22 protein-coding genes and 1 pseudogene are annotated in these 22,836 nt (G+C 57.6%); 17 read left to right on the forward strand and 6 right to left on the reverse strand.

Features of this window, described 5'->3' with window-relative positions; genetic code table 11:
* The first annotated feature begins 548 nt into the window (after positions 1-548).
* From QPM17_RS18580 to QPM17_RS18590, 3 genes are all read left to right on the forward strand, one after another.
* Complete coding sequence (locus tag QPM17_RS18580; protein ID WP_285392701.1) at positions 549-851, forward strand: type II toxin-antitoxin system TacA family antitoxin; 303 nt, start codon at positions 549-551, stop codon at positions 849-851.
* Positions 852-930: 79 nt separating this feature from the next.
* Complete coding sequence (locus tag QPM17_RS18585; protein ID WP_285392704.1) at positions 931-1,371, forward strand: acetyltransferase; 441 nt, start codon at positions 931-933, stop codon at positions 1,369-1,371.
* A gap of 265 nt (positions 1,372-1,636) precedes the next feature.
* Positions 1,637-2,047, forward strand: coding sequence for a hypothetical protein (locus QPM17_RS18590; protein WP_285392706.1), 411 nt, complete (start codon positions 1,637-1,639; stop codon positions 2,045-2,047).
* Between the two features lie 3 nt (positions 2,048-2,050).
* On the opposite strand, the gene QPM17_RS18595 is transcribed toward QPM17_RS18590, so the two are convergent.
* A complete protein-coding gene (locus QPM17_RS18595; RefSeq protein WP_285392708.1) occupies positions 2,051-2,386 on the reverse strand; it encodes an FAD-linked oxidase C-terminal domain-containing protein in 336 nt (111 codons plus the stop codon).
* 150 nt (positions 2,387-2,536) lie between these two features.
* On the opposite strand from QPM17_RS18595, the pseudogene tnpA reads away from it, so the two are divergent.
* The 13 genes and pseudogenes from tnpA (at position 2,537) to QPM17_RS18655 (ending at position 15,845) form a co-directional block, all read left to right on the forward strand.
* A pseudogene (gene tnpA / locus QPM17_RS18600) lies at positions 2,537-2,769 on the forward strand (IS66 family insertion sequence element accessory protein TnpA).
* Between the two features lie 45 nt (positions 2,770-2,814).
* Complete coding sequence (tnpB, locus tag QPM17_RS23820) at positions 2,815-2,985, forward strand: IS66 family insertion sequence element accessory protein TnpB (RefSeq protein WP_422732784.1); 171 nt, start codon at positions 2,815-2,817, stop codon at positions 2,983-2,985.
* A 484-nt stretch (positions 2,986-3,469) separates the two neighbouring features.
* Positions 3,470-3,916 (forward strand): MarR family transcriptional regulator, encoded by a 447-nt coding sequence (locus QPM17_RS18605; RefSeq protein ID WP_285392712.1) that lies wholly within the window; start codon positions 3,470-3,472, stop codon positions 3,914-3,916.
* A 318-nt stretch (positions 3,917-4,234) separates the two neighbouring features.
* Complete coding sequence (locus QPM17_RS18610; RefSeq protein ID WP_422732785.1) at positions 4,235-5,185, forward strand: lipid A deacylase LpxR family protein; 951 nt, start codon at positions 4,235-4,237, stop codon at positions 5,183-5,185.
* Positions 5,186-5,241: 56 nt separating this feature from the next.
* Complete coding sequence (locus QPM17_RS18615; protein WP_285392716.1) at positions 5,242-6,495, forward strand: efflux RND transporter periplasmic adaptor subunit; 1,254 nt, start codon at positions 5,242-5,244, stop codon at positions 6,493-6,495.
* Complete coding sequence (locus tag QPM17_RS18620; protein ID WP_285392719.1) at positions 6,492-9,659, forward strand: efflux RND transporter permease subunit; 3,168 nt, start codon at positions 6,492-6,494, stop codon at positions 9,657-9,659. Before QPM17_RS18615 ends, QPM17_RS18620 begins: the two co-directional genes overlap by 4 nt.
* Complete coding sequence (locus tag QPM17_RS18625; protein WP_285392722.1) at positions 9,649-11,082, forward strand: efflux transporter outer membrane subunit; 1,434 nt, start codon at positions 9,649-9,651, stop codon at positions 11,080-11,082. The genes QPM17_RS18620 and QPM17_RS18625 overlap by 11 nt, the downstream gene beginning before the upstream one ends.
* Positions 11,066-11,533, forward strand: coding sequence for a GbsR/MarR family transcriptional regulator (locus tag QPM17_RS18630; RefSeq protein WP_285392725.1), 468 nt, complete (start codon positions 11,066-11,068; stop codon positions 11,531-11,533). Before QPM17_RS18625 ends, QPM17_RS18630 begins: the two co-directional genes overlap by 17 nt.
* A 228-nt stretch (positions 11,534-11,761) precedes the next feature.
* Positions 11,762-12,382 carry a glutathione S-transferase family protein gene (locus QPM17_RS18635; RefSeq protein ID WP_285392727.1) on the forward strand — a complete coding sequence of 207 codons (621 nt, stop codon included), beginning with the start codon at positions 11,762-11,764 and terminating at the stop codon, positions 12,380-12,382.
* A gap of 63 nt (positions 12,383-12,445) precedes the next feature.
* Entirely contained in the window at positions 12,446-13,114 is a 669-nt protein-coding gene (locus QPM17_RS18640) for a cupin domain-containing protein (protein WP_285392730.1), read from the forward strand.
* 43 nt (positions 13,115-13,157) lie between these two features.
* Positions 13,158-13,721 (forward strand): TetR/AcrR family transcriptional regulator, encoded by a 564-nt coding sequence (locus QPM17_RS18645; RefSeq protein WP_285392733.1) that lies wholly within the window; start codon positions 13,158-13,160, stop codon positions 13,719-13,721.
* A 147-nt stretch (positions 13,722-13,868) separates the two neighbouring features.
* On the forward strand, positions 13,869-14,675 hold the full coding sequence (locus QPM17_RS18650; protein ID WP_285392736.1) for a dienelactone hydrolase family protein: 807 nt from the start codon (positions 13,869-13,871) through the stop codon (positions 14,673-14,675).
* Positions 14,676-14,759: 84 nt separating this feature from the next.
* Entirely contained in the window at positions 14,760-15,845 is a 1,086-nt protein-coding gene (locus QPM17_RS18655) for an aldo/keto reductase (protein WP_285392739.1), read from the forward strand.
* A gap of 104 nt (positions 15,846-15,949) precedes the next feature.
* Here QPM17_RS18655 and QPM17_RS18660 read toward each other — a convergent pair whose 3' ends face one another.
* The 5 genes from QPM17_RS18660 to QPM17_RS18680 all read right to left on the reverse strand — a co-directional run bounded on the left by QPM17_RS18660 (position 15,950) and on the right by QPM17_RS18680 (position 21,941).
* Positions 15,950-18,988: an efflux RND transporter permease subunit gene (locus QPM17_RS18660; protein ID WP_285392742.1), complete on the reverse strand. Its 3,039-nt coding sequence runs from the start codon at positions 18,986-18,988 to the stop codon at positions 15,950-15,952.
* Positions 18,985-19,947 (reverse strand): efflux RND transporter periplasmic adaptor subunit, encoded by a 963-nt coding sequence (locus QPM17_RS18665; RefSeq protein ID WP_285392745.1) that lies wholly within the window; start codon positions 19,945-19,947, stop codon positions 18,985-18,987. The genes QPM17_RS18660 and QPM17_RS18665 overlap by 4 nt, the downstream gene beginning before the upstream one ends.
* A gap of 128 nt (positions 19,948-20,075) precedes the next feature.
* A complete protein-coding gene (locus QPM17_RS18670; RefSeq protein ID WP_285392748.1) occupies positions 20,076-20,978 on the reverse strand; it encodes an alpha/beta fold hydrolase in 903 nt (300 codons plus the stop codon).
* Positions 20,968-21,459, reverse strand: a complete 492-nt coding sequence (locus tag QPM17_RS18675) for a PaaI family thioesterase (RefSeq protein ID WP_285392751.1) — start codon at positions 21,457-21,459, stop codon at positions 20,968-20,970. The genes QPM17_RS18670 and QPM17_RS18675 overlap by 11 nt, the downstream gene beginning before the upstream one ends.
* On the reverse strand, positions 21,456-21,941 hold the full coding sequence (locus tag QPM17_RS18680) for a PaaI family thioesterase (RefSeq protein ID WP_285392754.1): 486 nt from the start codon (positions 21,939-21,941) through the stop codon (positions 21,456-21,458). The genes QPM17_RS18675 and QPM17_RS18680 overlap by 4 nt, the downstream gene beginning before the upstream one ends.
* A gap of 260 nt (positions 21,942-22,201) precedes the next feature.
* Between QPM17_RS18680 and QPM17_RS18685 the strand changes: the two genes are divergently transcribed.
* Entirely contained in the window at positions 22,202-22,816 is a 615-nt protein-coding gene (locus QPM17_RS18685; protein ID WP_285392756.1) for a TetR/AcrR family transcriptional regulator, read from the forward strand.
* Positions 22,817-22,836 lie beyond the last annotated feature (20 nt).

The following is a 22,836-nucleotide window of genomic DNA, read 5'->3' on the forward strand; positions in this document are numbered from 1 at the left end:
GGTGATGCGTTAAGAAAAAAGGTGTTCACGTTCAGCCAGAATGGGCGTTCACGTTCGCCGGAATATGCATCTGGTTGCTGTTGTCCGAAACCTACCAATATGACTGCTGCCCCATACCCCATATTTCAAACTTTACGCAGTCACTCAGGTCTAGACAACCTATCAAATTCTGTCCGGTTTCGGTTGACCAGAAACGGACAATCTAGGTGCTAACAAAGTCAGTCCGAGCGGCCTCGACGGGTATTGACCCAACCTAGAAGTACAGAAGGGAGGTTCGCAAGGCAGTCGGATTTCTCAAAGCTTAAACGAGCTTGAGAAAGCGAAGGTTGGAGTGCCTATCGAACGCGGCTTGTGGTTTTGGCCGAAGCAGACCCGAAGTCTGGTCGAGCTTCCAATTGACATTCGGTTTTGATTAGCCGATAGTTGGTGTACGGGTAATTGCCGTACGAGTTGACATTTTAAGTTGTCAGCCAGTAAAAAAGCAAAACGGAAAACACTAAAACAGAGGGCTTGGTCGATGGGCCAGCCCGTTGAAAGAGGGATACCGCATGTCAAAGACAAGCGCGCGGCTGGATTTAAGAATCGATCCAGCGATCAAAGAATTGGCGGCGCGCGCTTCAGCTCTGACCGGGAGTCACAGTCTGTCGGAGTTTGTCATTCAAGCAATCCGAGAGAAGTCGGCTCGCGTGATTGAGGAGGCCGAAGTGTATCGGCTGAATAGTCAGTCGTTTGATGCTTTTGTAGCAGCCTGCGAGGCAGCTCCAGCACCGAACGAGACTTTGCTGAGCGCGAAACGTCGCCGTAACAAAAGGATAGAAAACGGTGACCTTGAGGTTAGAACCATTAGATAAGAAGTCCCATGACAGGAAATCGTTTGATTGTGGATTAGAGCGGGTAAATGAGTTCCTTTGGCGCGAAGCACGCAATCAGATGGACAAGAAAATTAATCGTACCTGGGTGTTGGTGGACGATGAGCCCGCCAACGTGTTGCCGGCTCCGATTGTGGGTTATTTCACCCTGACCAGCGCCACCGTGGTGCGTGACGAGCTACCAGATCAGGAGACTCGTAGTCGGTATCCTGCCTATCCCATTCCAGTGATCAAGCTGGCGTGGTTAGGTGTTGATAGCAGGCTACACAGCTCAGAGCGCCGACTCGGTGAAACGATTCTTCTTGAAGCTCTGGAAGAGGCATACCGGATTGTTCAGTACAGTGGCATGGGAATAGCGGTAGTAACGGAGCCGCTTACCCAGGAAAGTGACCGCTTTTTTAAGCGTTACGGTTTCCTGCCAATGGGAAGGCAATTCGGAGAGCTACAGTCTCTCTACTTACCTATGGGCACAATCGGTCAGCTGATTGATCCTCCATCTTGAGGATGATACTGGCTTCAAATAGCCGTATCGGTGCTCTGATACGGCTATTTCCATTTTTTCAGACTCCGAGTTACACGCCATTGTCCAGCAACACCGCGATGAGGGTGACAACGCTTTTGAAGGCGACAACAATGGCTCCAGCCACTCTGCCATACCGAGATCCGAACCCACGTTCTACAACGTTACTCTCTACGGCAATGGCCGCTCCGCGAAAGAGCACCGGGCAATACTGTTGCGTGAAGGCCCCGGCGGACATTTCCACAATATGATCATAGACAGCTTCGCCATTGAAGCCCTGGATACACGGGACGAGGTTACCGCTCTGATAGGCACAGGCCCACTGACGTTCAGTCACAACCTGCTTGCCAACAATGGCCGCCTTGGCAGCCTGACAATCGTTAACGAAACAGACGATGATGACTTCGGGTTCAATGAAGAACTGTGGATGCGAAGTCCGGAACACCAGAACACCATCCAGGTCGAAACCGGCCTGCAGCCATCAGTCAGTAACGAATCCTCCCCCCACTTCCGCCCCAGGGGTTCAACACAATCCATGACGTCGAAACGGCCACCCAAAAGCGAGTTTTTCGATGAATCTGCCGTATATCCTGGTGCTGTAAATCCCAGGGCCACGTCAACATGGCTTGAAGGCTGGGTTGCCTACCCGGAAGCCTGACGGCTATATCAGCACCCCCGGGGTCAACAGACCATCTGGGTCCAACGTCTGCTTGGCTGAACGCAGCACGTCAGCAAACAGCTCCGGCCTCTGGCGATCGTAGCCCGGCCGGTGATCGCGGCCCACGGCGTGGTGATGGGTAATGGTGCCACCCAGGTCGATCAGGGTTTCCATCACCGCAAGCTTGATCTCGTCCCACTGTTTGACCTGGTCGCCGCGCCGACCCGGGGCGATCACGGTGTAGTAGGGGGCGGGGCCATCAGGGTATACGTGGGTGAAGCGGCAGGTGACGAAGGTCTTGCCGCAGATCTCTCGGGCAACCCTGTTCACTGTAGCCATACACGCCAATAAATCAGCACCTACCTTCCAGCCCTTAGATTGAACACACTGATTCCCTCTTCAATCCCAGGAGGAATCAGCATGACCAGCGAAAGGGAACAACTTTGGCAAAAGCATGTCACGGAGTGGCAAGCCTCCGGATTGTCTGGAATGGCGTACTGTAAGCAGCAGTCGCTGACCTATTGCGGTTTGTTTATTGGCGCAAGAAGCTGGCCAGTGTAGCGTCTGATGGGCCAGCGTCCTCCGGATTTGCCAGGGTAGCCCCGATCTCCAGGTTGGACGCAGTAAACGGCTTGACCATCTCGTTGCCAGGCGGTGTGTCGATTACCGGCCTGGATGCCGGCAACATCGAGTTGCTGGGCCCGATCCTGAGGCAACTGTGATGCGAAACCGGTATCTGCGCCCGTCATGGGATCTGCCTGTCTGAGATCTATCTTTATCGGGCACCGATCGACTTCCGCAAGCAGGCCAACGGCCTGGCACTGCTGGTGGAGCAGGAACTCGGCCACAGTCCTTTCTCTGGAGCGCTTTATGCGGTCACCAACCGGCAGCGGAACAAGATTAAGTGCATGATGTGGAGGGTTGGCAGACAAACGTGAAAAATAGCCGAAAAACACTCCCAACCTATTGAACTACCAGTTTTTGGTCATCCAACCTCCGAATTCATGCTATTCTGGCCGATAAGCGGAACTTGGCCTTGTTGTCGGCCCCGCAGACTCTACTCGACTGGGGACTGACCATAGCGGATGCGGATTGCCTGGAAGACGCCGTGCCGAAGCCCCGGTGGGTGTCGAGTGAAGATGCTACGGCGTTGCGGAGCGCTCGGCGCCAGTTTTTTTAGCCGGTTGTCGGTCCCGGCAGCAAGGGTGTCTACCAGGGCGACACTACGTTGAAGGCCTCCTGTCTCTGAAAAAGCGAGGAGTTACCTGTCTCAGTGGAAGGAGAAGCTCCTTAGCTGGCCTCGGAATCCGCGTGATGTTGCCTATTGATCTGGTGCAAACCTCGCTAATGTGTAACTGACGCTTGTTTATATAATTAGCTTACGATTTACTGTTACTGAATTGTCAATAGCAGGACAGTGATATGGACCCACAAACCCCTCGAGATCAGTTTCCTTTCATCAATGCCCGGGTAGCAAGACGCTGGCGCAAGTTGCTGGATGAGCGCCTGAAAGACCTGGGGGTTACCCAGGCTCGCTGGTTCACCATGATCTGCCTGCAGCGTGGTGGTGGAGGATTGACACAGCGGGAGTTAGCCCACTTGATGACCATCGAGAATCCGACATTGGTCCGCCTGCTTGACAGCCTTGAGGAGCAGGGTCTGATTGAACGCCGGCGTAGTGAGCGTGATCGGCGCGCCAGGCTGCTTTATCTTACCCATGCCGGTGAGCGCTTTATGAGCGATCTGAATGAGCGGGCGAATGTGTTGCGAGAGGAGATGCTGAAAGGCATTGAAGACGAGGACCTGGAAGTCGCCCTGCGTGTTTTTGAGCGGGTTATGGAAAATTCCGCCAACCTCAAAATTTCCTGAACCCGAGACATTTTTCAGGCGCGAGCGACAAGATTAGAGTTGGAGCGTTTCGCACATTCCACCGGTGCAGAACCATTCCATCACGGCTAGCCGTCAATCAGTAATTGTGTTACGTTCAGTTTATACTGAACAGATTGAACAAATTGTGCGGGCAACCGTCTCATCATTTCTGGCCGGCGACCAAAAAGTCGCCGTAGCGGAAGGTATGTCAGCATCCTGGGGCAAGTTTTTTTGCATCCTGAGCAACCCGCCTTGGCAGAGGGCTCTTCATTGAAATCTCGATGTTGCAGAAAGCGTTATCGGAATTGGTGCTCAGGTCTGTTGCTGGGTTCGCTTGTGACATCAGCTTCCGCTGAAGGCCTGCTGTCCCTGAAAGTGGAAAACGATACGTTTTCTGCCGGCGGCGATGGTCAATATACCAACGGCGTAGAGGTGATCTGGGCCTTTGAGCCCCCGGATCGACATTGGACCCGCCGTCTTGCGGACGTCATTCCGGGCTGGTCTGGCAGTACTCTTGCAGGCGTAACGTACCGGCTAGGGCAACAGATCTATACGCCGGAAGATATAGAGGTTGAAGCGCTTATTAAAGATGACCGTCCCTATGCCGGCCTTTTGTTTGGCGGGATTTCGCTACTGAGCGAAAGGGAGCACGGTGGCTTGCGTTTGGCAGACAGCCTGCATATCGACGTGGGCATGGTAGGCCCGGCCTCCGGCGCTGAGGTGGTCCAACGAAATTTCCATGAACTGATTGCGGCAGACAAGCCGAAGGGTTGGGACAACCAGCTTGATAACGAGCCAGTCATCAATTTCGGTTACGAACGTGCCTGGCTTATGAAGCAAAACTTTTCTGGGCTGACCATTGAATATGGACCGTCTGCCGGGTTGGCGCTCGGCAACCTGTATACCTACGCTTCCAGTGGCCTTGGATTTCGTTTGGGGGAGGGGCTTGATCGTAGTTTCGGCATTCCATCAGTTGCCCCCGCACAAGGCGGGCAATCCTCTTTTCGGCGGGATCGGGGCTTTAGCTGGTACGTCTTCGCTGCCGCTGAAGGGCGCTATATGGCACACAACCTGCTTTTAGACGGTAACAGTTTCGAGGACAGCCACTCGGTTGATAGCCGCGAATGGGTTGGCGACGCCCAGGTGGGTGCGGCATTGACCTGGGATCGCTGGCAGATCGCTTACACCTACCTGTGGCGAAGCGAAGAATTTGAGGAAAAGGACGGCGTCGATCAGTTTGGATCGATCGTTCTGTTTACCTGGTTATAAACGAAGGCATGGATCGAACGGTTTTTGAGTCTTTGGCCCATTCAGAGGTTAGTTTTATGCAGACAGAGAAGAGTTTGATGGCGCGTCTATTTGGGGTCCGCATGTTGCCAATGTGGGTGGCGGCTTTGTTGCTGGCCGGTTGCGACAATTCCTCCGGTCAGGCAAAGGCTGAGCGGTCTGCACCGCCGCCTCCGGAAGTCGGGGTTGTTGAAATGCAGCCTCAGCGTGTGAACCTTTCAATGGAACTGCCGGGCAGAACCGCCGCTTACCGTATCTCGGAAGTGAGGCCGCAAGTTACGGGCATTTTGCAGGAGCGCTTGTTTGAACAAGGCGCCCAGGTCAAAGCAGGTGAGGTCCTCTACCAGATCGACCCCAACCGATACCGTGCTGCCCATCAGCGGGCCCAGGCAGAACTGGAGCGCGCACAGGCCGAATTGCGACAGGCGCAGCGGGAGTGGGCACGTACGTCAGACTTGTTTGAGAAGAACGCGGTCAGCAAGCGTCAACGTGATGAAGCGCTATCGGCCTTGGAGGCAGCCCGGGCGAATGTCTCCCGATCCCAGGCGATGGTCGAAACGGCGGGTATCGATCTGGCGTATACCGAGGTCAAGGCTCCCATCGCCGGGCGCATTGGCCCGACACTGTACACGGAGGGTGCGCTGGTGACCGCCAATCAGCCCCAGGTCCTGGCGCGCGTGGTTCAGCTTGATCCCATGTATGTCGATATTCAGCTACCGGTCGAAAAACTGGCTCGAATTCGGTCGTCTCTGAAGGAGGGCGCGGCTTCTAAGGCCGGCCCAAATGAAGCCGAGACTGTTTTGTTGCGCGAAGACGGTACCCCCTATCCGCATAAGGGACGCGTTGACGTTACGGATGTAACCGTCAACCAAAGCACCAGTTCTGTCACGGTGAGAGCCGTCTTCCCCAATCCGGACGAAGACCTTCTGCCTGGAATGTACGTGCGCGTTCGTCTGAGTGAGGGAGTTCGGGAGAACGCCATTCTGGCGCCGCAGCAGGGCGTGAGCCGTAACCCGCAAGGAGAGGCCACCGCGTTGCTGGTCAACCCGGAGGGTGAAGTTGTCGCCCGCCAGTTAGAGGCAGAGCGGGCCATTGGTGCTTTTTGGCTGGTGGAGAAGGGGTTGGAACCGGGAGATCGTCTCATCGTCTCCGGTCTGCAGAAGGTTCGGCCAGGAGCCAAGGTGAAGCCGGTTGCCGCAGATATTCCATTACATCCCACCCAAAACCAGCAAGCCAGTGGCAAGGATAATTCACAGAAAAGCGCCTCCGACGACGAGGGCCACGCACAATGATTAATTTCTTTATTTCCAGGCCCGTTTTTTCCTGGGTTCTGGCCATTGTCGCCATGCTGGCAGGTATCATGGCGATCTTCGTTTTGCCGGTTCAGCGGTATCCGTCGGTGGCGCCGCCGGCGGTGGAAATTCAGGCCGATTATCCTGGCGCCTCGGCGGACACCGTGTCCAATACGGTGGTTCAGGTCATTGAACAAGAGATGACCGGCCTCGACAATCTGCTCTATATGGGGTCGACAGCGGATTCCTCAGGCCACGCTACGGTTACTCTCACCTTTGCGGCGGGCACCGATCCGGACATTGCTCAGGTCCAGGTGCAGAACAAGCTCAAACTGGCGGAACCCCGACTCCCGGAAGTGGTGCGCCAGCAAGGGATCAGCGTCGAGAAATCCAGCACCAGCTTTCTGATGGTAATGGCATTCGTCTCTACCGACGGTCGCCTCAGCAAGCTGGATATCGCCGATTTTATCAGCTCCGAGTTAGCCGAACCCGTCGGACGGGTAACCGGTATCGGCAGCGTGCAGGTTTTCGGGTCTGAATATGCGATGCGGATTTGGCTGGACCCTTCGGCATTGACCAATTACGGCCTGACCGTCGCCGACGTCAGCGCCGCCATCGAGGCGCAAAACGCCCAGGTCACCGCCGGCCAGCTCGGCGGGCTGCCCGCAGTCGAGGGCCAGCAGCTCAATGCCACGGTCACCGCCCAGACCTTGCTCACCTCAACCGAAGAGTTCCGCAACATCCTGCTCAAGAGTATGCCCGACGGGTCCCGGGTGCGCCTGGGGGATGTTGCCCGCGTTGAGCTGGGCGGCGGTGCAGTCCAGATTGACACTTTCTACGATGGCGAGCCGGCTGCCGGCCTTGGCATCAATCTGGCGCCGGGTGCCAACTCGCTTGCGGTCACAGAGGCTGTTAAAGCGCGGCTCCAGGAGCTCGAGCCCTATTTTCCCGAAGGGGTGGAGATTCGATATCCCTACCAGACGGCCCCCTTCGTGGAGGCCTCCATCGACGCGGTGGTCACAACCATCATCGAGGCAATCGCCCTGGTGGTCCTGGTCATGCTCGTATTTCTCCAGAGTTGGCGGGCTACCCTGATACCAGCGATCGCAATCCCGGTGGTGCTGCTGGGCACCTTTGCGATCATGGCGGCCTTCGGCTTTTCCATCAACATGCTCACTCTCTTCGGTCTCGTATTGGCGATCGGCCTTCTGGTGGATGACGCCATCGTGGTGGTTGAGAACGTCGAGCGTGTGATGCATGAGGACGGCCTGAGCCCGATGGAGGCGACGCGCAAGTCCATGGGGCAGATAGCCAGCGCGCTGATTGGCATCGGCGTGGTGTTGTCTGCGGTGTTTATCCCGATGGCCTTCTTTCCGGGCTCCACCGGGGCAATCTATCGGCAGTTTTCCCTGAGTATTGCTGGTGCCATGGTGCTTTCGGTGCTGGTGGCTCTGATTCTGAGCCCCATGCTGTGTGGTCGGATCCTCAAGCCCACGCACGAAAGAACCTTGCTGCAAAAACTGTTCGGCTGGTTTGAGGCAGGCCTGGGGCGACTGACCCGGGGCTATGTCCGGCTGGTTGGCCATACGGCACGCCACGCCTGGCTCTACACACTGGCGTTCCTGGGCATCGTCGGCCTGGTGGCCGTTCTCTTTGTGCGGTTGCCCGGCGGGTTCCTGCCCGCGGAAGACCAGGGGTTCGCCGTGGTGCAGTATCAGTTGCCCGCCGGTGCGACCCAGCAGCGTACAATCGATACCATTGAGGTTATCGAAGATTACTTCATGGACCAGGATGAGGTGCAGGGCCTCTTCACAATCGCTGGTTTCAGCTTCGCTGGCCGGGCGCAGAACGCGGGACTGGCGTTCGTCAATCTCAAGCCATGGAGTGAACGCGATCCCGAGACGCAAAGCGCCGACGCGATCATTCAGCGGGCGAACCGGGCGCTTGCCGGGCTGGTGCGTGATGGGCGGGCTTTTGCTTTCAATTTGCCACCGATACCGGAATTGGGGCAGGCCCTGGGCTTTGAATTGCGTTTACAGGATCGGGGTGCCATCGGGCATGAAGCACTCATGGCAGCGCAAGGTCAATTGCTGCAGTTGGCGGCCGAAAGCCCCGTGCTGACGAGTGTGCGTCCCAACGGTTTGGCGGACAATCCCCGCTACAAAGTGGACATTGATCACGAAAAGGCACAGGCCCTTGGCATAGAGCTGTCCGAGATCAGTCGACTTCTGTCGGTGACCTGGGGCTCGCAATACGTTAACGATTTTCTCCATGAGGGGCGGGTCAAGCGAGTCTATGTTCAGGGTGATGCCCCTTTCCGGATGCTGCCTGAGGATTTTGAGGCGTGGTATCTGCGAGCCGCTAACGGAGAGATGACCCCGTTGAGCGAAGTGACGAACGGACGCTGGGAGTATGGCTCACCGCGCCTTGAGCGTTTCAACGGTGTTCCGTCCCGCCAGATTCAGGGTGAGCCGGCACCGGGGTACAGTACCGGTGAGGCCATGGCGGAGGTCGAACGTTTGATCGCTCAACTCCCGGACGGTGTAGCCGGCGCCTGGAGCGGCCTGTCCTATCAGGAGCGCCAGGCCGGTGCCCAGGCATCCCTGCTTTACGCGCTGTCGGCACTGGTGGTGTTTCTGGCGCTCGCCGCGCTCTACGAAAGTTGGACCATACCCATTTCCGTGATGCTGGCGGTGCCCTTGGGCGTACTCGGGGCGGTACTTGCAGCGATGGTTCGCGGGCTTCCTAACGACGTCTTCTTCCAGGTTGGCATTCTGACCACCGTTGGTGTGACTGCGCGCAACGCTATACTTCTGGTGGAGTTCGCCCGAACACTCGAGGATCAGGGAATGAAGCTGATTGAGGCAACCAAGGAAGCGGCGCGAGTGCGCTTGAGGCCGATTCTGATGACATCGGTTGCTTTCGGCATGGGTGTGTTGCCGCTTGCTTTCGCCAGTGGTGCCGGTGCAACCACGCGTATTGCGATAGGAACGGCGGTTCTCGGCGGCATGATTTCGGCAACGATACTGGCGACGTTCTTTATTCCACTGTTCTATGTGGTCGTCCGCCGTATCACGGATTTTCTGAGTGGCTCCAGAGACCAGGATGACTCGGCTGCGGCCGCTCCCGGACGGGCAGATGGAGGTGTGGCTGATGACCGTTAAGGCATTGCTGACCACTGTGATGGCGTTGGCACTTGGTGGCTGCTCACTCGCGCCGACTGTTGAGAAACCCGAGCCGTCGGTGCCGGAAACCTGGACGTCCGCACGACTTTCGGCGGACGAGAAACTCCCCCTGGGCTGGTGGCGTGGCTACGGCGATCCGGCACTTGTCACGCTTGTTGAGGAGGCGCTTGATGCCAACAGCGATCTGCAGCTCGCGGCTGCCCGGGTTGCCGAAGCACGGGCGCTCCTTACCGGGCAGCAGGCAGAGCAATACCCGCTTCTGGAGGTGGAGGGCTCAGCGGTGCGCCAGGGACCGAGTGAAGAGGCCGTCAACAGTACCGGTGGTCAACCCTTCAATGATATCCAGGTGGGTGGGGTGCTATCGTACGAGCTGGATCTCTGGGGGCGGCTCGCGAATGCCAGCGAAGCAGCCCGGGCACGGCTTCTGGCCAGTGCAGCGAATCGTGAGGCCGTGCGACTGGCCGTGATTGGTGAGGTGGCCAATGGTTACTTCAATTTGCGTGCGCTTGATCGTCAGATCGCCATCGCGGAACGCACCGTGTCATCCCGCCGCGAATCGGTCGCCCTGCAACGGGCCCGGTTTGAAGGAGGCGAGATTAATGAATTGGCCCTGCGGCAGGCAGAATCCGAGCTTGCCGCTGCAGAATCGGAGCTTCCGAGGCTTCGTCAGCAGCACACCCTTCAGCGAAACGCCTTGGCAGTGCTTCTGGGGCGAGATCCACAACGGATTGTACGGAGTGATATTTCCGTAGCGAATACCATTGGTGAGATGAATGTTCCGGCCAGTATCCCTGCAGGCCGACCAGCAGATCTGATGGTTCGGCGACCTGACATTGCTGCAGCTGAACAGGCGTTGATTGCGGCCAACGCCGAAATCGGTGTTGCCCGGGCGGCGTTCCTGCCCAGGATTTCGTTTGAGGGGCTGCTGGGCCTGCGAAGTGCGTCCGGTGGCGACTTGTTCCAGGGCTCCGCATCCACTTGGCAGTTGGGCGGCTCGTTAGTCGGTCCGTTGCTGGACTTTGGGCGTTCCGAGGCACTGGTCAATCAAGCGGAGGCGCGTCAACGCCAGGCTCTGATTGCCTATCGTCAGGCCATTCAGGTGGCGTTTCGTGAGGTGCTCGACGCTATGGCCGGGGTGCGTGGTACCGAAGATCGCCTGGAAGCGCAGACCCGGCAGGTAACAGCATTGCGAAGCACAACTAAACTTGCGCGATTGCGCTTTGAGGGTGGTGCGTCCAGTTATCTGGAGGTGCTGGACGCTGAACGAAGCCTGTTTACAACCGAACTTGATCTCGTGGAAACGCGACGGGATCACTTGCAGTCGACGGTTAATTTGTATCGCGCACTGGGTGGGGGTTGGCAGAGCTCATTGCAATCTTCTGATTATGCAAACACTGACTGATTCAGACAGGCGTTTTATTGAGCGCCTCGGTCTTCAGGCTCAATCTGAAGGCTTTTCCCGCATCGCTGGGCAACTTTGGGCGACACTGATCGTGTCGGATGGTCCGGTCAGCTCATCGCAGCTTGTGGATACGTTGCGTGTCAGTAAGGCGAGCGTCAGTACGAATACGTGCTTTCTTGAAAGACTCGGCATTGTTGAACGTCGAACAATGCCGGGTGAGCGCCAGGACTTCTTCGCAATTCGTCCCCATCCTTACGCTGCCTTGGTGGAAGGGCAGATGAAACGGCTCGAGGCCAGAAAGGAGGTGATCGCCGAAGCCAAGGCAACCATTACCAATGAACAAACGCTTGCCAAGCTGGCTGATCTGGATCAGTTCTACACCCTGTATTATGAGAGCTCCAAAGACCTTCTAAAGCAGTTGAAATCTCGAATCCACGGACATAACAAATAATAACATCAAAGGTTTAACCTTGGATTTCATCCGGGGCTGAGTGAAACGCTGGCTATGTCAGAGCAACCCTGGCTGGTGTTACTGCGAGGAGGCCTGGGCCGTTCTTGGCGCTTGGAATGTCTTGTCAACAGCGCAAAGAAAAGCAGGACAATCAAATTGCCTCTTGCGCACCTACCTACTAATAGGTAAATTAATTGGCGTATGCTTAATGTCCAACAGAGGCAATCCATGAAAATTTACGATATCGAAGGCTTCCCGAACCCGCTCCGCGTTCGCATCGCCCTGGCAGAAAAAGGCGCAACGAATAAGGTGGAATTCGTCCCGGTCGATGTCATGGGTGGGGAGCACCGTTCCGATGCGTTCAAGACGAAAAACCCGGATGCCACCGTGCCCATGCTGGAACTTGACGACGGCACCTGCATCGCCCAGTGCAATGCCATCACTGAATATATCGACGGCGTCTTTGATGGTCCGTCCCTCACGGGCACGACCCCAGCGGAGCGCGCCCGTATCACGATGATGAATCTGCGGGCAGAAAACGGGCTGATGGACGCCGTGGGTGCCTATTTCCACCATGCGACCCCGGGGCTTGGTCCGGATCTGGAAACCTGGCAGTGCGCTGAATGGGGTAATAAACAGAAAGAAGTGGCCAGCGCAACCATGGCCTACCTTGACAGCGTTCTGGCGGACAACGAGTTTCTCGCAGGTGACAGCTTCTCGGTCGCAGACATCACCGCCTTTGCCGGCCTGGGGTTTGCGGATTTCGCCAAGGTTGACATTCCCGAGTCGCTGACCAATCTACAGGCCTGGCGCGCAAAAGTCGCAGCCCGTCCTGCAATTGCCGGGTAATACGAAACCTTCGGATTTAATGCAAGCGCTGAAAACAGGAAGGGCACAAAAGGGAGGAATATCATGGAGATTAATGCAGATTTCTCCAAACCAGTGGTTGTGAATTCCGACCGGCTTGAATGGCAGCCCTCGCCCATGAAAGGGGTGGAGCGGCGCATGCTGGACCGGATCGGAGACGAAGTTGCCCGCGCAACGAGCATTGTGCGTTATGCGCCGGGCAGTCATTTCTCGGCGCATACCCATACCGGTGGAGAAGAATTCATCGTACTCGACGGTGTGTTCCAGGACGAGCACGGTGATTTCCCTGCCGGCAGTTATGTGCGCAACCCCCCGACCACCTCACATATTCCGGGCTCTGACACAGGCTGCACGATATTTGTGAAACTGTGGCAGTTCGACCTGGCCGACCGCACCCAGTTCAGCAAGAATATGGAGGCCGGGCTGGGCGCCCCGGTCGGCGGCGCTGCCACCGCAAAGCTGCATGAGGACGATCGTGAGATCGTGACCTACAGCCAGCTCGATGCGGGGGCGACACTGACCTCTGAGGCGCCCGGCGGAATCGAACTGCTGGTAATCGAAGGTTCGGTTACCAGGGAAGGCGAGGTGCTGGCCAGGCATGACTGGCTGCGCCTCCCCGAAGGACACCGGTTGTCCGTGACGGCCGGGGACGACGGCGCCAAGATCTGGATGAAAACGGGTCACCTGCGATTTGCCGGGGCGCCAAGGACATAAGGCCGGCAATAGCGGGATTGATAATTCAGACAGGTGAATAACCATGAATCGTGATACCAGGACAGCCCTGATGGACCTTGCCGAGCATAGCGTTCGGTCACGGGGCTTTGACGGGTTCAGCTATGCGGATCTGGCCGAGGCCATCGGCATTCGAAAGGCCTCGATCCATTACCATTTCCCCACCAAGGCGAAGCTCTCCGAAGCCTTGATCGAGCGCTATCAGACCAGTCTGCAGCAGGGTCTTGCCGAGATCGAGGCAGCTCATACCAGCGCCGGCGAGCGCCTCAAGGCACTCATTGCCCTGTACCGCGGAGCGTTGCATGATGGCCAAACCGTGTGTCTGTGTGTTGCCTTTTCGACCTGCCGCGAAAGCCTGTCCGACACCGTCATTGCCAGAGTCGGCGCCGTTCGCGCAATGGTTCTGCAGTGGATTACGGCAACGTTTGAACTGGGGCAAAGAGATGGATCCGTCTCGGCCATCCTGGGTCCCGCCGATGAAGCGCAGGCGACCCTGGCGATGCTGGAAGGGGCCCACCTTGCCGCGCGCACCGAAGAAGACCTCGCCGTGTTTGATGCTGCAACGCGACTGCTGCGCGCCCGCTGCTAGTAACGACGGGACAGGAATCGCGCTTTGAGCGAGCGATTAAATTCGTGTTCGCTCACCCGGCGACATTTCCTGTGAGCTTTGGTCGATGTCTACCCGTACATAATCGTTACGCAAATTGACTCATAACGAGCGAAAAGGAGCAAACAGATGATGAGCACCCTGAAAACAGCACTGGCAGCAGCCACGCTGTCACTCACTGTCGCAAGTACGCAGGTACTGGCAGAAACGCAAACCAGAACCATCGAGTATCAAGTCGGCGACGAGACCTTCAGCGGCTACATGGCCTGGGATGATGAATTCGGGCAGAAGCGTCCGGGGGTTCTGGTTGTCCATGAATGGTGGGGGCACAATGAATTCGCGCGAAATCAGGCAGAACGGCTTGCTTCCGCCGGCTATACAGCGTTTGCACTGGATATGTATGGCTCTGGCAAACAAGCCGACCACCCTGATACTGCCCAGAAATTCATGCAGGAAGCCACCAGTGACATCGACCAGGTTAAGGCACGCTTCATGAAGGCAATGGACATCCTGAAGAACCACGAAAGTGTTGATGCGTCCCGAATTGCGGCACAAGGTTACTGCTTTGGAGGTGCCGTTGTTCTCAACATGGCGCGCATGGGTGTTGATCTGGACGGCGTTGTCAGCTTCCACGGTGCGCTCGGCAGCCCCCTCCAGGCTGAGCCCGGGTCCGTAAAAGCCAGGGTCCAGGTGTATACCGGCGGTGCCGACAAGCTGGTCCCCTCGGATCAGGTGGCGAGCCTGGTCAAAGAGATGCAGGATGCCGAAGTCGATCTGACACTGGTGAGTTTCCCCGGAGTACTGCACTCATTTACCAGCCCGGGTGCCGACAGGATCGCCGAAGAGTTTGGTATGCCGGTGGGTTATGACGAAGAGGCTGCCGCCCGCTCCTGGGATGGCGCTATGCGTTTCTATAAGGCCATCTTCGCCGAGTAACACAAGCGAATGCAAAAAAACCGAAACCGGCAGTATTTACAGTGAATTCTGGAACACCAACCGAAAAACATGAGGAGGTGCAACATGGCAACTGAGAGTTTACCGCGGTTCAATGATGACAATCGTCCAGGCTACAAGTCGCTGGGCAACTCGGGGCTGTTCGTCTCCGAACTGTGCCTGGGCACCATGACCTTCGGCGGCGATGAGGACATCTGGGGGCTGATCGGCCAGTTGCAGCAGGAACAGGCCGACGAACTGGTGAAGATCGCCCTGGAAGCGGGGATTAACTTTATCGATACCGCCAACATCTATGGTTTCGGCGCCAGTGAGCGCATTGTTGGCCAGTCCCTGAAGAACCTCGGCGTTCGCCGGGAAGATGTCGTGCTGGCCACCAAGGTGCTCGGCCCGATGGGCGAGGGCCCCAATGCCCGTGGTGCTTCCCGCGGCCACATCATGAGCGAATGCAAGGCGAGCCTGGCGCGCCTGCAAACGGATTATATCGACCTGTACCAGATCCACGGTTTTGACCCGGCCACCCCGATCGAGGAGACCCTGGAGGCACTGAACACCCTGGTGCAACAGGGCCATGTGCGTTATGTGGGTTTGTCCAACTGGGCGGCCTGGCAGGTGATGAAAGCCATCGGCATCAGCCAGGCCCGCAACCTGTGCCCGATCATATCCCTGCAGGCCCACTATACCCTCGTGGGGCGCGACTTGGAGCGGGATATTATTCCGATGCTGGAATCTGAGAACGTCGGTCTGATGGTGTGGAGCCCACTGGCCGGCGGTTACCTGTCCGGTAAATACGAGGGGCCGGACGTGTCCGAGGAAAACCGGCGTGCCAAGTTTGACTTTCCGCCCGTCGACCGTGAGCGGGGCAGCAAAGTCATCAAGGTGATGCGGGAGATTGCCGACGGAAAGCAGATGGACGGCGAGCCGGTTACCGTGGCCCAAATCGCCCTGGCGTGGCTGCTACACCAGAAGCCTGTATCCAGTATTATCGTTGGCGCCAAGCGGCCGGAGCAGCTGAAAGCCAATATCCAGGCAGCGCAGATCCGGTTGTCTGGCGAGGAACTTAATGCGCTCGACGAGGTGAGCCGTATACCGGAGGAGTACCCAGGCTGGATGATGAAAATGATGGCCGGGTACCGGGACTCTACCGAGTCCTGATTCCGAAACCAACCCAATCGTCACAGCGTGCTGCGCCCCGGCGGCGTAGCCGCTCAACTCGAGAAGCGGCCTATGCTGTCAACACGCAAACGTCCGTGGCTACTTCAATCTTCTATCTGTAAGCGAAACCAGAGTGCATAAAGCGCCGGCACAAACAATAGCGTGATCAGAGTGCCAACCGCTACACCGCCGATAAGGACATAAGCCAGTGGCCCCCAGAACAGGTCAAAGGTCAGAGGTACAAACGCCAGAACGGCCGCCAGGGCAGTGAGTACCACGGGGCGGGCGCGTTGGACTGCCGCCTCGACCACGGCTTCCCGGGCAACCATTCCTGCTTTGAAGTTGTCCTGCACCTGCTGGGTCAGAATCATGGTATTTCGCATCAGGATGCCGCCCAGGCCAATCAGTCCCAGCAGCGCGGTAAAACCAAAGGGTTGGTTAAACAGCAGCAAAGCCAGCACAGCGCCAATCAGCCCCAGTGGCGCGGTGGCCAGAACGGTCAAGGTGCCGATCAATGAACGCATCTGAAGCATGATGAAAATCAGCATCAACGCCAACATCACCGGCTGTAATGCCTCGATGGACGCATTGGCTTTGGCGGATTGCTCCACCGTACCGCCGATTTCAACACGATAGCCTTCCGGTAACTGTTCACGCAGATCTGCCATCGTGCTCCAGATTTTCTTGGTGACATCCGGTGGCTGGGCGCCTTCTACATCCGCCTGAACGGCCAGGAAGAGGTCACGGTTGTAACGCTTTATAACGGGCTCCTCATAGCGAACCTGCCACTTGCCCAGTTGCTGTGCGGAAAGTTTGCGGCCGTCGCGGGTCTTGATTTCAAGATCTTCGGGCATCATCCCTTCGCCACGGGCATTGCGCGCCACCAGTTGAACGCTCCTTATGCCCTGGCGTAGCTCGGTAACGACCACTCCGCGCAGCTGGAACTGGAGCTGCCGGGCAACCTCTGCCGGGGTCAGGCCCATCCAACCCAGGTTTTTCGGGTCCAACTCAAGATAGAGCGTGGGTACGCGCTCATCCCATTCGAGATGCGGCATGACGATGTTCGGATGCCCGGTCATAAGAGTCCGGATCTGGTGCGCGATCTCTCTGAGTTGGTCGGGTTCCGGGCCCAGCACTCGAAAACTGACCGGCCAGGCCACCGGGGGACCATACAGCAAACGCGTTACCCGCACTCGTGCCTCCGGAAACTCACCCGCCGCGATTCTGGTTTCCAGCGCCGAGATGATGCGATCGCGCCCTTCAACGTCCCGCCCGATGGCAATCAATTTGGCAAATGCCGGGTCCGGCTGCTCGGGGTTTGCCGATACGAAGAACCGGGGTGCACCGGCACCGATGTAGGCAGAAAGGCTTTTCACCTCCGGCATGTCCATCAACATCGCTTCCAGGCGTCTGACACTTTCATCGGTGGTGGCGATGGCGCTCCCCTGTGGAGCAAAGACGCTGATCAGAACTTCGGGGCGATCAGAACTGGGGAAAAATTGCTTCTGCACCTGGGTTGCCATACCGAAAGCACTGATCGCCAGCAAACCGACTGTGAGAAAAACGACGGTTTTCCGGTACTGTACACACGCTGTGATCACTCCACGCAACCGCTGATAAAAAGCGCTTTGGTAAAGGTCCTGGCCCGTATGCCCGGGGTAATCGGGCAAAAGCTTGACGCCCAGATAAGGCGTGAAGGTGACCGCCACCACCCAGGAAATCAACAACGAAAAAGCCAGCACCCAGAAGATGTTGCCGGTGTATTCCCCGACACCGGACTGGGCAAATCCGATGGGGACAAATCCGGCCACCGTTACCAGCGTTCCAGACAACATGGGCGCGGCTGCTACGCTCCAGGCATGACTGGCGGCCCGTACCCGGTCCCACCCGCTCTCCATCTTCACAATCATCATTTCAATGGCGATGATCGCATCGTCCACTAGCAGGCCCAGTGCGATAATCAGCGCGCCCAGGGTGATGCGGTCCAGGTTAATGCCCGCTATTTTCATCAATAAAAAGGTCAGGCCGAGAGTGACGGGAATCGCGATGCCCACCACCAAACCCGCGCGCAGACCGATCGCCAGTATGCTGACCCCCATCACGACGACCAACGCCACCAGAAACTTGACCTGAAAGAGATCAACCGCCTGAGTGATGGCTTCGGCCTGGTCGGTCAGGGTCTGTATTGACATCCCCAGGGGCAGTCTGTCCTGTTCAGTACTGACAAACTCGCGCAGGCGCTCGCCAAACGCCAGGCCATTTTCGCCTGCCTCCATGACGACGCCCAGGAGAATCGCATCCTCACCGCTGGAACGGACGATGTAGTTCAACGGATCTTCATAGCCCAAACGCACCTCGGCCAGATCAGACACGGTGATAAGCTGCTCTCCGATACGCAGAGGTACTGAGGCGAGGCGCTCAATGTCAGACAGGTCGATGTTGCTGCGAATGTAAACCCGCGGGCCGGCCAGATCAACAAAGCCAAGAGGCTCAAGACGATTGTTGGCCTCTATCGCCTGTAACACGTCTTCTGCCGACAAACCGAGGTTGTTGAGCCGGTCCTGATCAAACTCGAGATACACCCGCTCAGGACGCTCCGCCAGGAGCTGTGCTTTTTGCAAGCCGGGCAACCGCTGCAGGCGATCTCGTATCGATTCTGCCTCGCGGGTCAGTTCACGCATTGGCATTCCGGGTGCCGTCAGGGCCAGCAGAGAGAAATACACATCCGCGAAATCGTCGTTAACGATGGGTCCGATCACACCCCGGGGGAGGGTGGGGCTTTCATCGGACATGCGTTTGCGGACCTGGTAAAAGAGGTCAGGCACTTTTTCACTGGGCGTATAATCCTGGAACCGGATAAGCATGGAGGCCTGTCCGGGCCGAATGGTGGTTTCAACGGTGTCGAAATACGCCACTTCCTGGATTTGCTTTTCCAGACGATCCACCACCTGATTCTGCAGCACCTCGGGGGTTGCTCCCGGCCAGACCACAGAGACCACCATCGACCGCACGGTGAACGCAGGGTCTTCCGCCCGACCAAGGGACGAGAACGCGTAGAAACCGGCAACAACGGACATCAAAAGAAAAAAGAGGGTGACCGAACGCTCGCGCACTGCCAGCGCGGAGAAATTAGGCAGGCTCATCGCGCCAGCTCCCGCACCGCCATGCCAGGAGTGAGCAGGTGTGTCCCCAACGCGACGATGGGCGTTCCCGCGTTGATATCGGCCCTGATCTGCGCATACTCCTCGCCCAAATCGATTACCTCGACCGCCAGGGGGTTTACGGTGCCGTCGGAGACCGCCCAGACCTGTGGCGTTTGCCCTCTCTCGTCAAGGGCACCCAGCGGTACACGATGGCTGGCCGTGGTTTGTTTCTGTGTTAACCGGACACTCACCACCGAACCAAGCGTTAAAGACGAGGGGTAGGGCCCCTCCAGGCTGTATCGGGCACGCCAGCTCCGACTGCCGGGGTCGGCAGCCCCGGCAATCTCTCGCAGACTCAGCGCAAGCTGTTCGCCACTGGACAAAGGAAGATACCCGCCCTTGGGCGGGTTACTGCCCTCAGGTAAAAAAACCTCTACTTCCAGTGATTGATCTTCGGCCAGAACGGCAAGGGTTTGACCGACACCCACAACCTGGCCGGGCTCAACGATGACCTCAGTGACCACACCTGTGTTGGACGCTTTTAGTTCCGCATACCCCAGAGCATTCTGAGCCTGCTGATGGCGCGCAGAAGCCGTTTCCACCTGGCTGCGCGCCTCGCGCTCGGCCAATTCAAGGCGTCGCAGGGTTTGTTCGCTGACAAATTGACGTCCTACCAGTTGTTGCTGGCGCTGGAGCTCATCGGTGGCAATGGCCAGGGCCGCTTCTGCACGTCTCAGATCCGCGGCGGCCCCCTCCGCCGTTGCCACAAGGTCTCGTGTATCGAGCTTGAACAGTAAACGGCCTTTTTCCACGCGCTGACCGGGATCGATGAAGCGCTGTTGAATCCGGCCGGCGATCTGAAAGGCCTGAGGTACTTCGTGGCGACCTCGCAGGATTCCTGAAAATCTCTGCGCAGTTGGGGCCGCCTCCTTTAGAACAACGGTTTTTACCCAGGGCATAGAGGCGCGGGCCTCTGGGGGTGGTTCCGAAGACTGCTGACAACCAGACAAAATGAGCAGCGAGATAAACAGGGTCAGCATACAGCGCATAGCAGGTGTCCCGAGTAGCAAAAATCCAGGTGTGAGTATCAGTTCTCGCGGCATCCGGATAAAGCAAGCTGCAGGATGGCATCGCGAACGGTGTCGTTCTGCTCCATGGGCAGAAAATGGGTCGTCCCTGCAACCACCCTCACGTCAGCTGAAGGTAGCAGGGTCTGCAGGCGTTTTTGCGACGTCGGCGAGAAGGTTGACCCGCGTTCTGCAGCCAACGCGATAACCGGGCACCGCAACTGACGAATACCTGGCCAAGGGTTGTGTTCGGTATGGGCAAACGTCGTACTTTCCCACTCCGGGCTGCACGCCAGTTGAAGTTGATCTTCCTGCGGCACGAAGGCGTGCTGGACGTAGGCTTCCAGCCACGCTTCGGGCCAGGTTTTGAAACCACCGCGGCCACGATAGTTGTCCAGCGCAGCAGCGTGCGAATCAAATACCCTGCGCCGACGTGCCGCTCCGGCGGCCAGTGACAACCGATGTGACTGGCGTAGTAGTTTGGCCAGCCCCAGCTTCAGGCCCTGCGCTGGATCCATGATCACGGGTTCGGCCAGAATCAGGCCCAGCACTTTGTCAGGCCGCCGGGCAGCGGCCATGATGCTGGTGGTGGCACCGATGGAATGGCCGGCAAGCCAGACCGGCTCGTCCTGGCTATCCAGCAGAGCCGTCATATCGCGATAGTAGGTTTCCCAGCCCCGGAATGTCGAAACGTTCGCCGCACCGGCGCTGGCCCCATGCCCCCGCATGTCCCAGGCCAGGACATTGACGTCCGTGGCAAGATCGTCAAGGAGGGGGTGGTACAGGCGGCCATGGAAACCCGTGGCATGCGCCCAGTGCAGCGTAGGGCGCGCTTTGGATTGCGGCCAGCGCCACAGTGCGATGTCGGCGCCATCCGTCGCCCGGAATTCGTCGCGTTCAGGTGTGTTGTGCTTAATGTCCATGTCGGTCTTCTTGTTGGGCGGCCATTGTCGGGAGCAACAACTGAACCTGACCAGTGGCGATCGGTTTGTTCTCATCGCCTTGCCAGCAGGTCACCTGGACCAAGCTGGTCCGCCTGCCTTGCCGGACAATGTCGGCCCTGGCGAACGTCGATCGGGCCTTAGCGGAGCGGAGGTAATTGATGTGGCTGTCGAGAATGCGCGGGCAACGTGTCTCTGCATCCTGGCTTTGCGCAGCCACCCGCGCGGTGAGTTCGATCAGGGCCCCAAGCACACCGCCATGGAGGGCAGGTAGCATGAAGTTGCCAATCAGTGCTTCACGACACGGCAAATGAACCAATACACCTGCATCACCGCGCTGAACCTCAAGCCCGAGGTGCCGTGCGTAGGGAATACGCTCCATCAGAGCCTGCCAGTCAGCACATTCTTTCCCACTTTCCGCAGCGCCTGAGATGGGTTGTGCCGAATCGCCAGTCGTGCTCATGCGCTCTCCTTTCCCCGTCCACCAGCATGGAATTGCTGGCCCTGGGTGTTACGCATGAAGGTGGCGTTTGCCGTCGCTAGCAACTCACGATTGCCCTCGCTAAGGATGTCACAATGAATAAACGCGACCTCGTCCGTTAAATGTCGACAGGTAGCCACCGCTAACAGGGCCTGGTCGCCGCTGGCAGGGCGCAGATAATCCATGCGCAGATCCAGCGTGGCAATGGGCATCAACTCCAGGGCCCCCGCGAATACCGCCAGGCCTCCGGCGGAGTCTGCCAGCGAGTAAAGTACGCTGGTGCAGATTTCTTTCGTATCCTCTTGGGCGAACATCCATGACTGTGGCGTCAGACGCATACAGACCTGGCCCTGGTCTACCGAGACAACCTGCATACCCAGCTCCCTGCCGTGGGGAACCTGCTCGGTGAACTGCCACGCCGTCGCCACAGCGTTACTGTGCTGAGTTCTGTTCGGCTTGGTCATCAGATCTGCCCAGCCTGGCATGCCTTTCGTACCGAGGCGGAAGTGATGGGAACCAGCTGATTTTCATCAATCATTGCCATGTCATTGTCTACCGAATAATATTGTTGCTGGATTTTGGTTGGTTAACCAACCAAAAGTCAAGGCTATGTTTGCGGACAAATGGCACGCCGCCTGCGTAATGGCGTACGATTAGTGCAGCGAGTCTGGTGGCGACCGCTCTGATGAATAATAAATGGGCTTGCTGAGGAGATACTTAAGCGATGGTTAACAGACAGATTGCTCCTGCAAGCAAACTGGGCGACCAGGGCGACGTTTTGTCTAACGCCGCCCGGCTTTTTCGTGAGAAAGGGTTCGAAAGGACCTCGCTCAAGGAGATTGCCGAGGCCTGCAATATGCTGCCCGGAAGTCTGTATTATCGTTACAACAGCAAGGAAGCGCTGCTTGTCGAGCTGATGCGCCGGGGAGTCACCCTGGTGACCGCAGAGGTTGAGTCGGCTTATGCCAGCTCGGATGATCCGGTTGAACGGTTGCGCCTTTGTATCAACGCACATCTGCGGGCCTTGCTGGTTGATTCAGACGCAGTTTACGTACTGTTATTTGAATGGCGGGCGCTGGGCCCGGAGGCTCGTAAGGAAATCATCGAACTGCGTGACCAGTACGAGTCCCTGTGGGCCGGTATCCTCGAAACAATGATTGCGCAGGGCGTGGTCCGGAAGAATGTTGACGGCCGTTTGCTTCGCCTGATCGGCCTTGGGGCGCTCAACTGGGTTGCAACCTGGTTCGACCCGAACGGGGCCCAGTCACTCGACGCCATTGGTGATTTGATCTGGCAGATCGCTATGGACGGTGTCATCAATAAAGGAGTCAAGGTGTAGGGTAAACACTGCCCGAAAAT

The sequence above is a fragment of the Marinobacter azerbaijanicus genome, assembly GCF_030250645.1.
Lineage (GTDB): Bacteria > Pseudomonadota > Gammaproteobacteria > Pseudomonadales > Oleiphilaceae > Marinobacter > Marinobacter azerbaijanicus.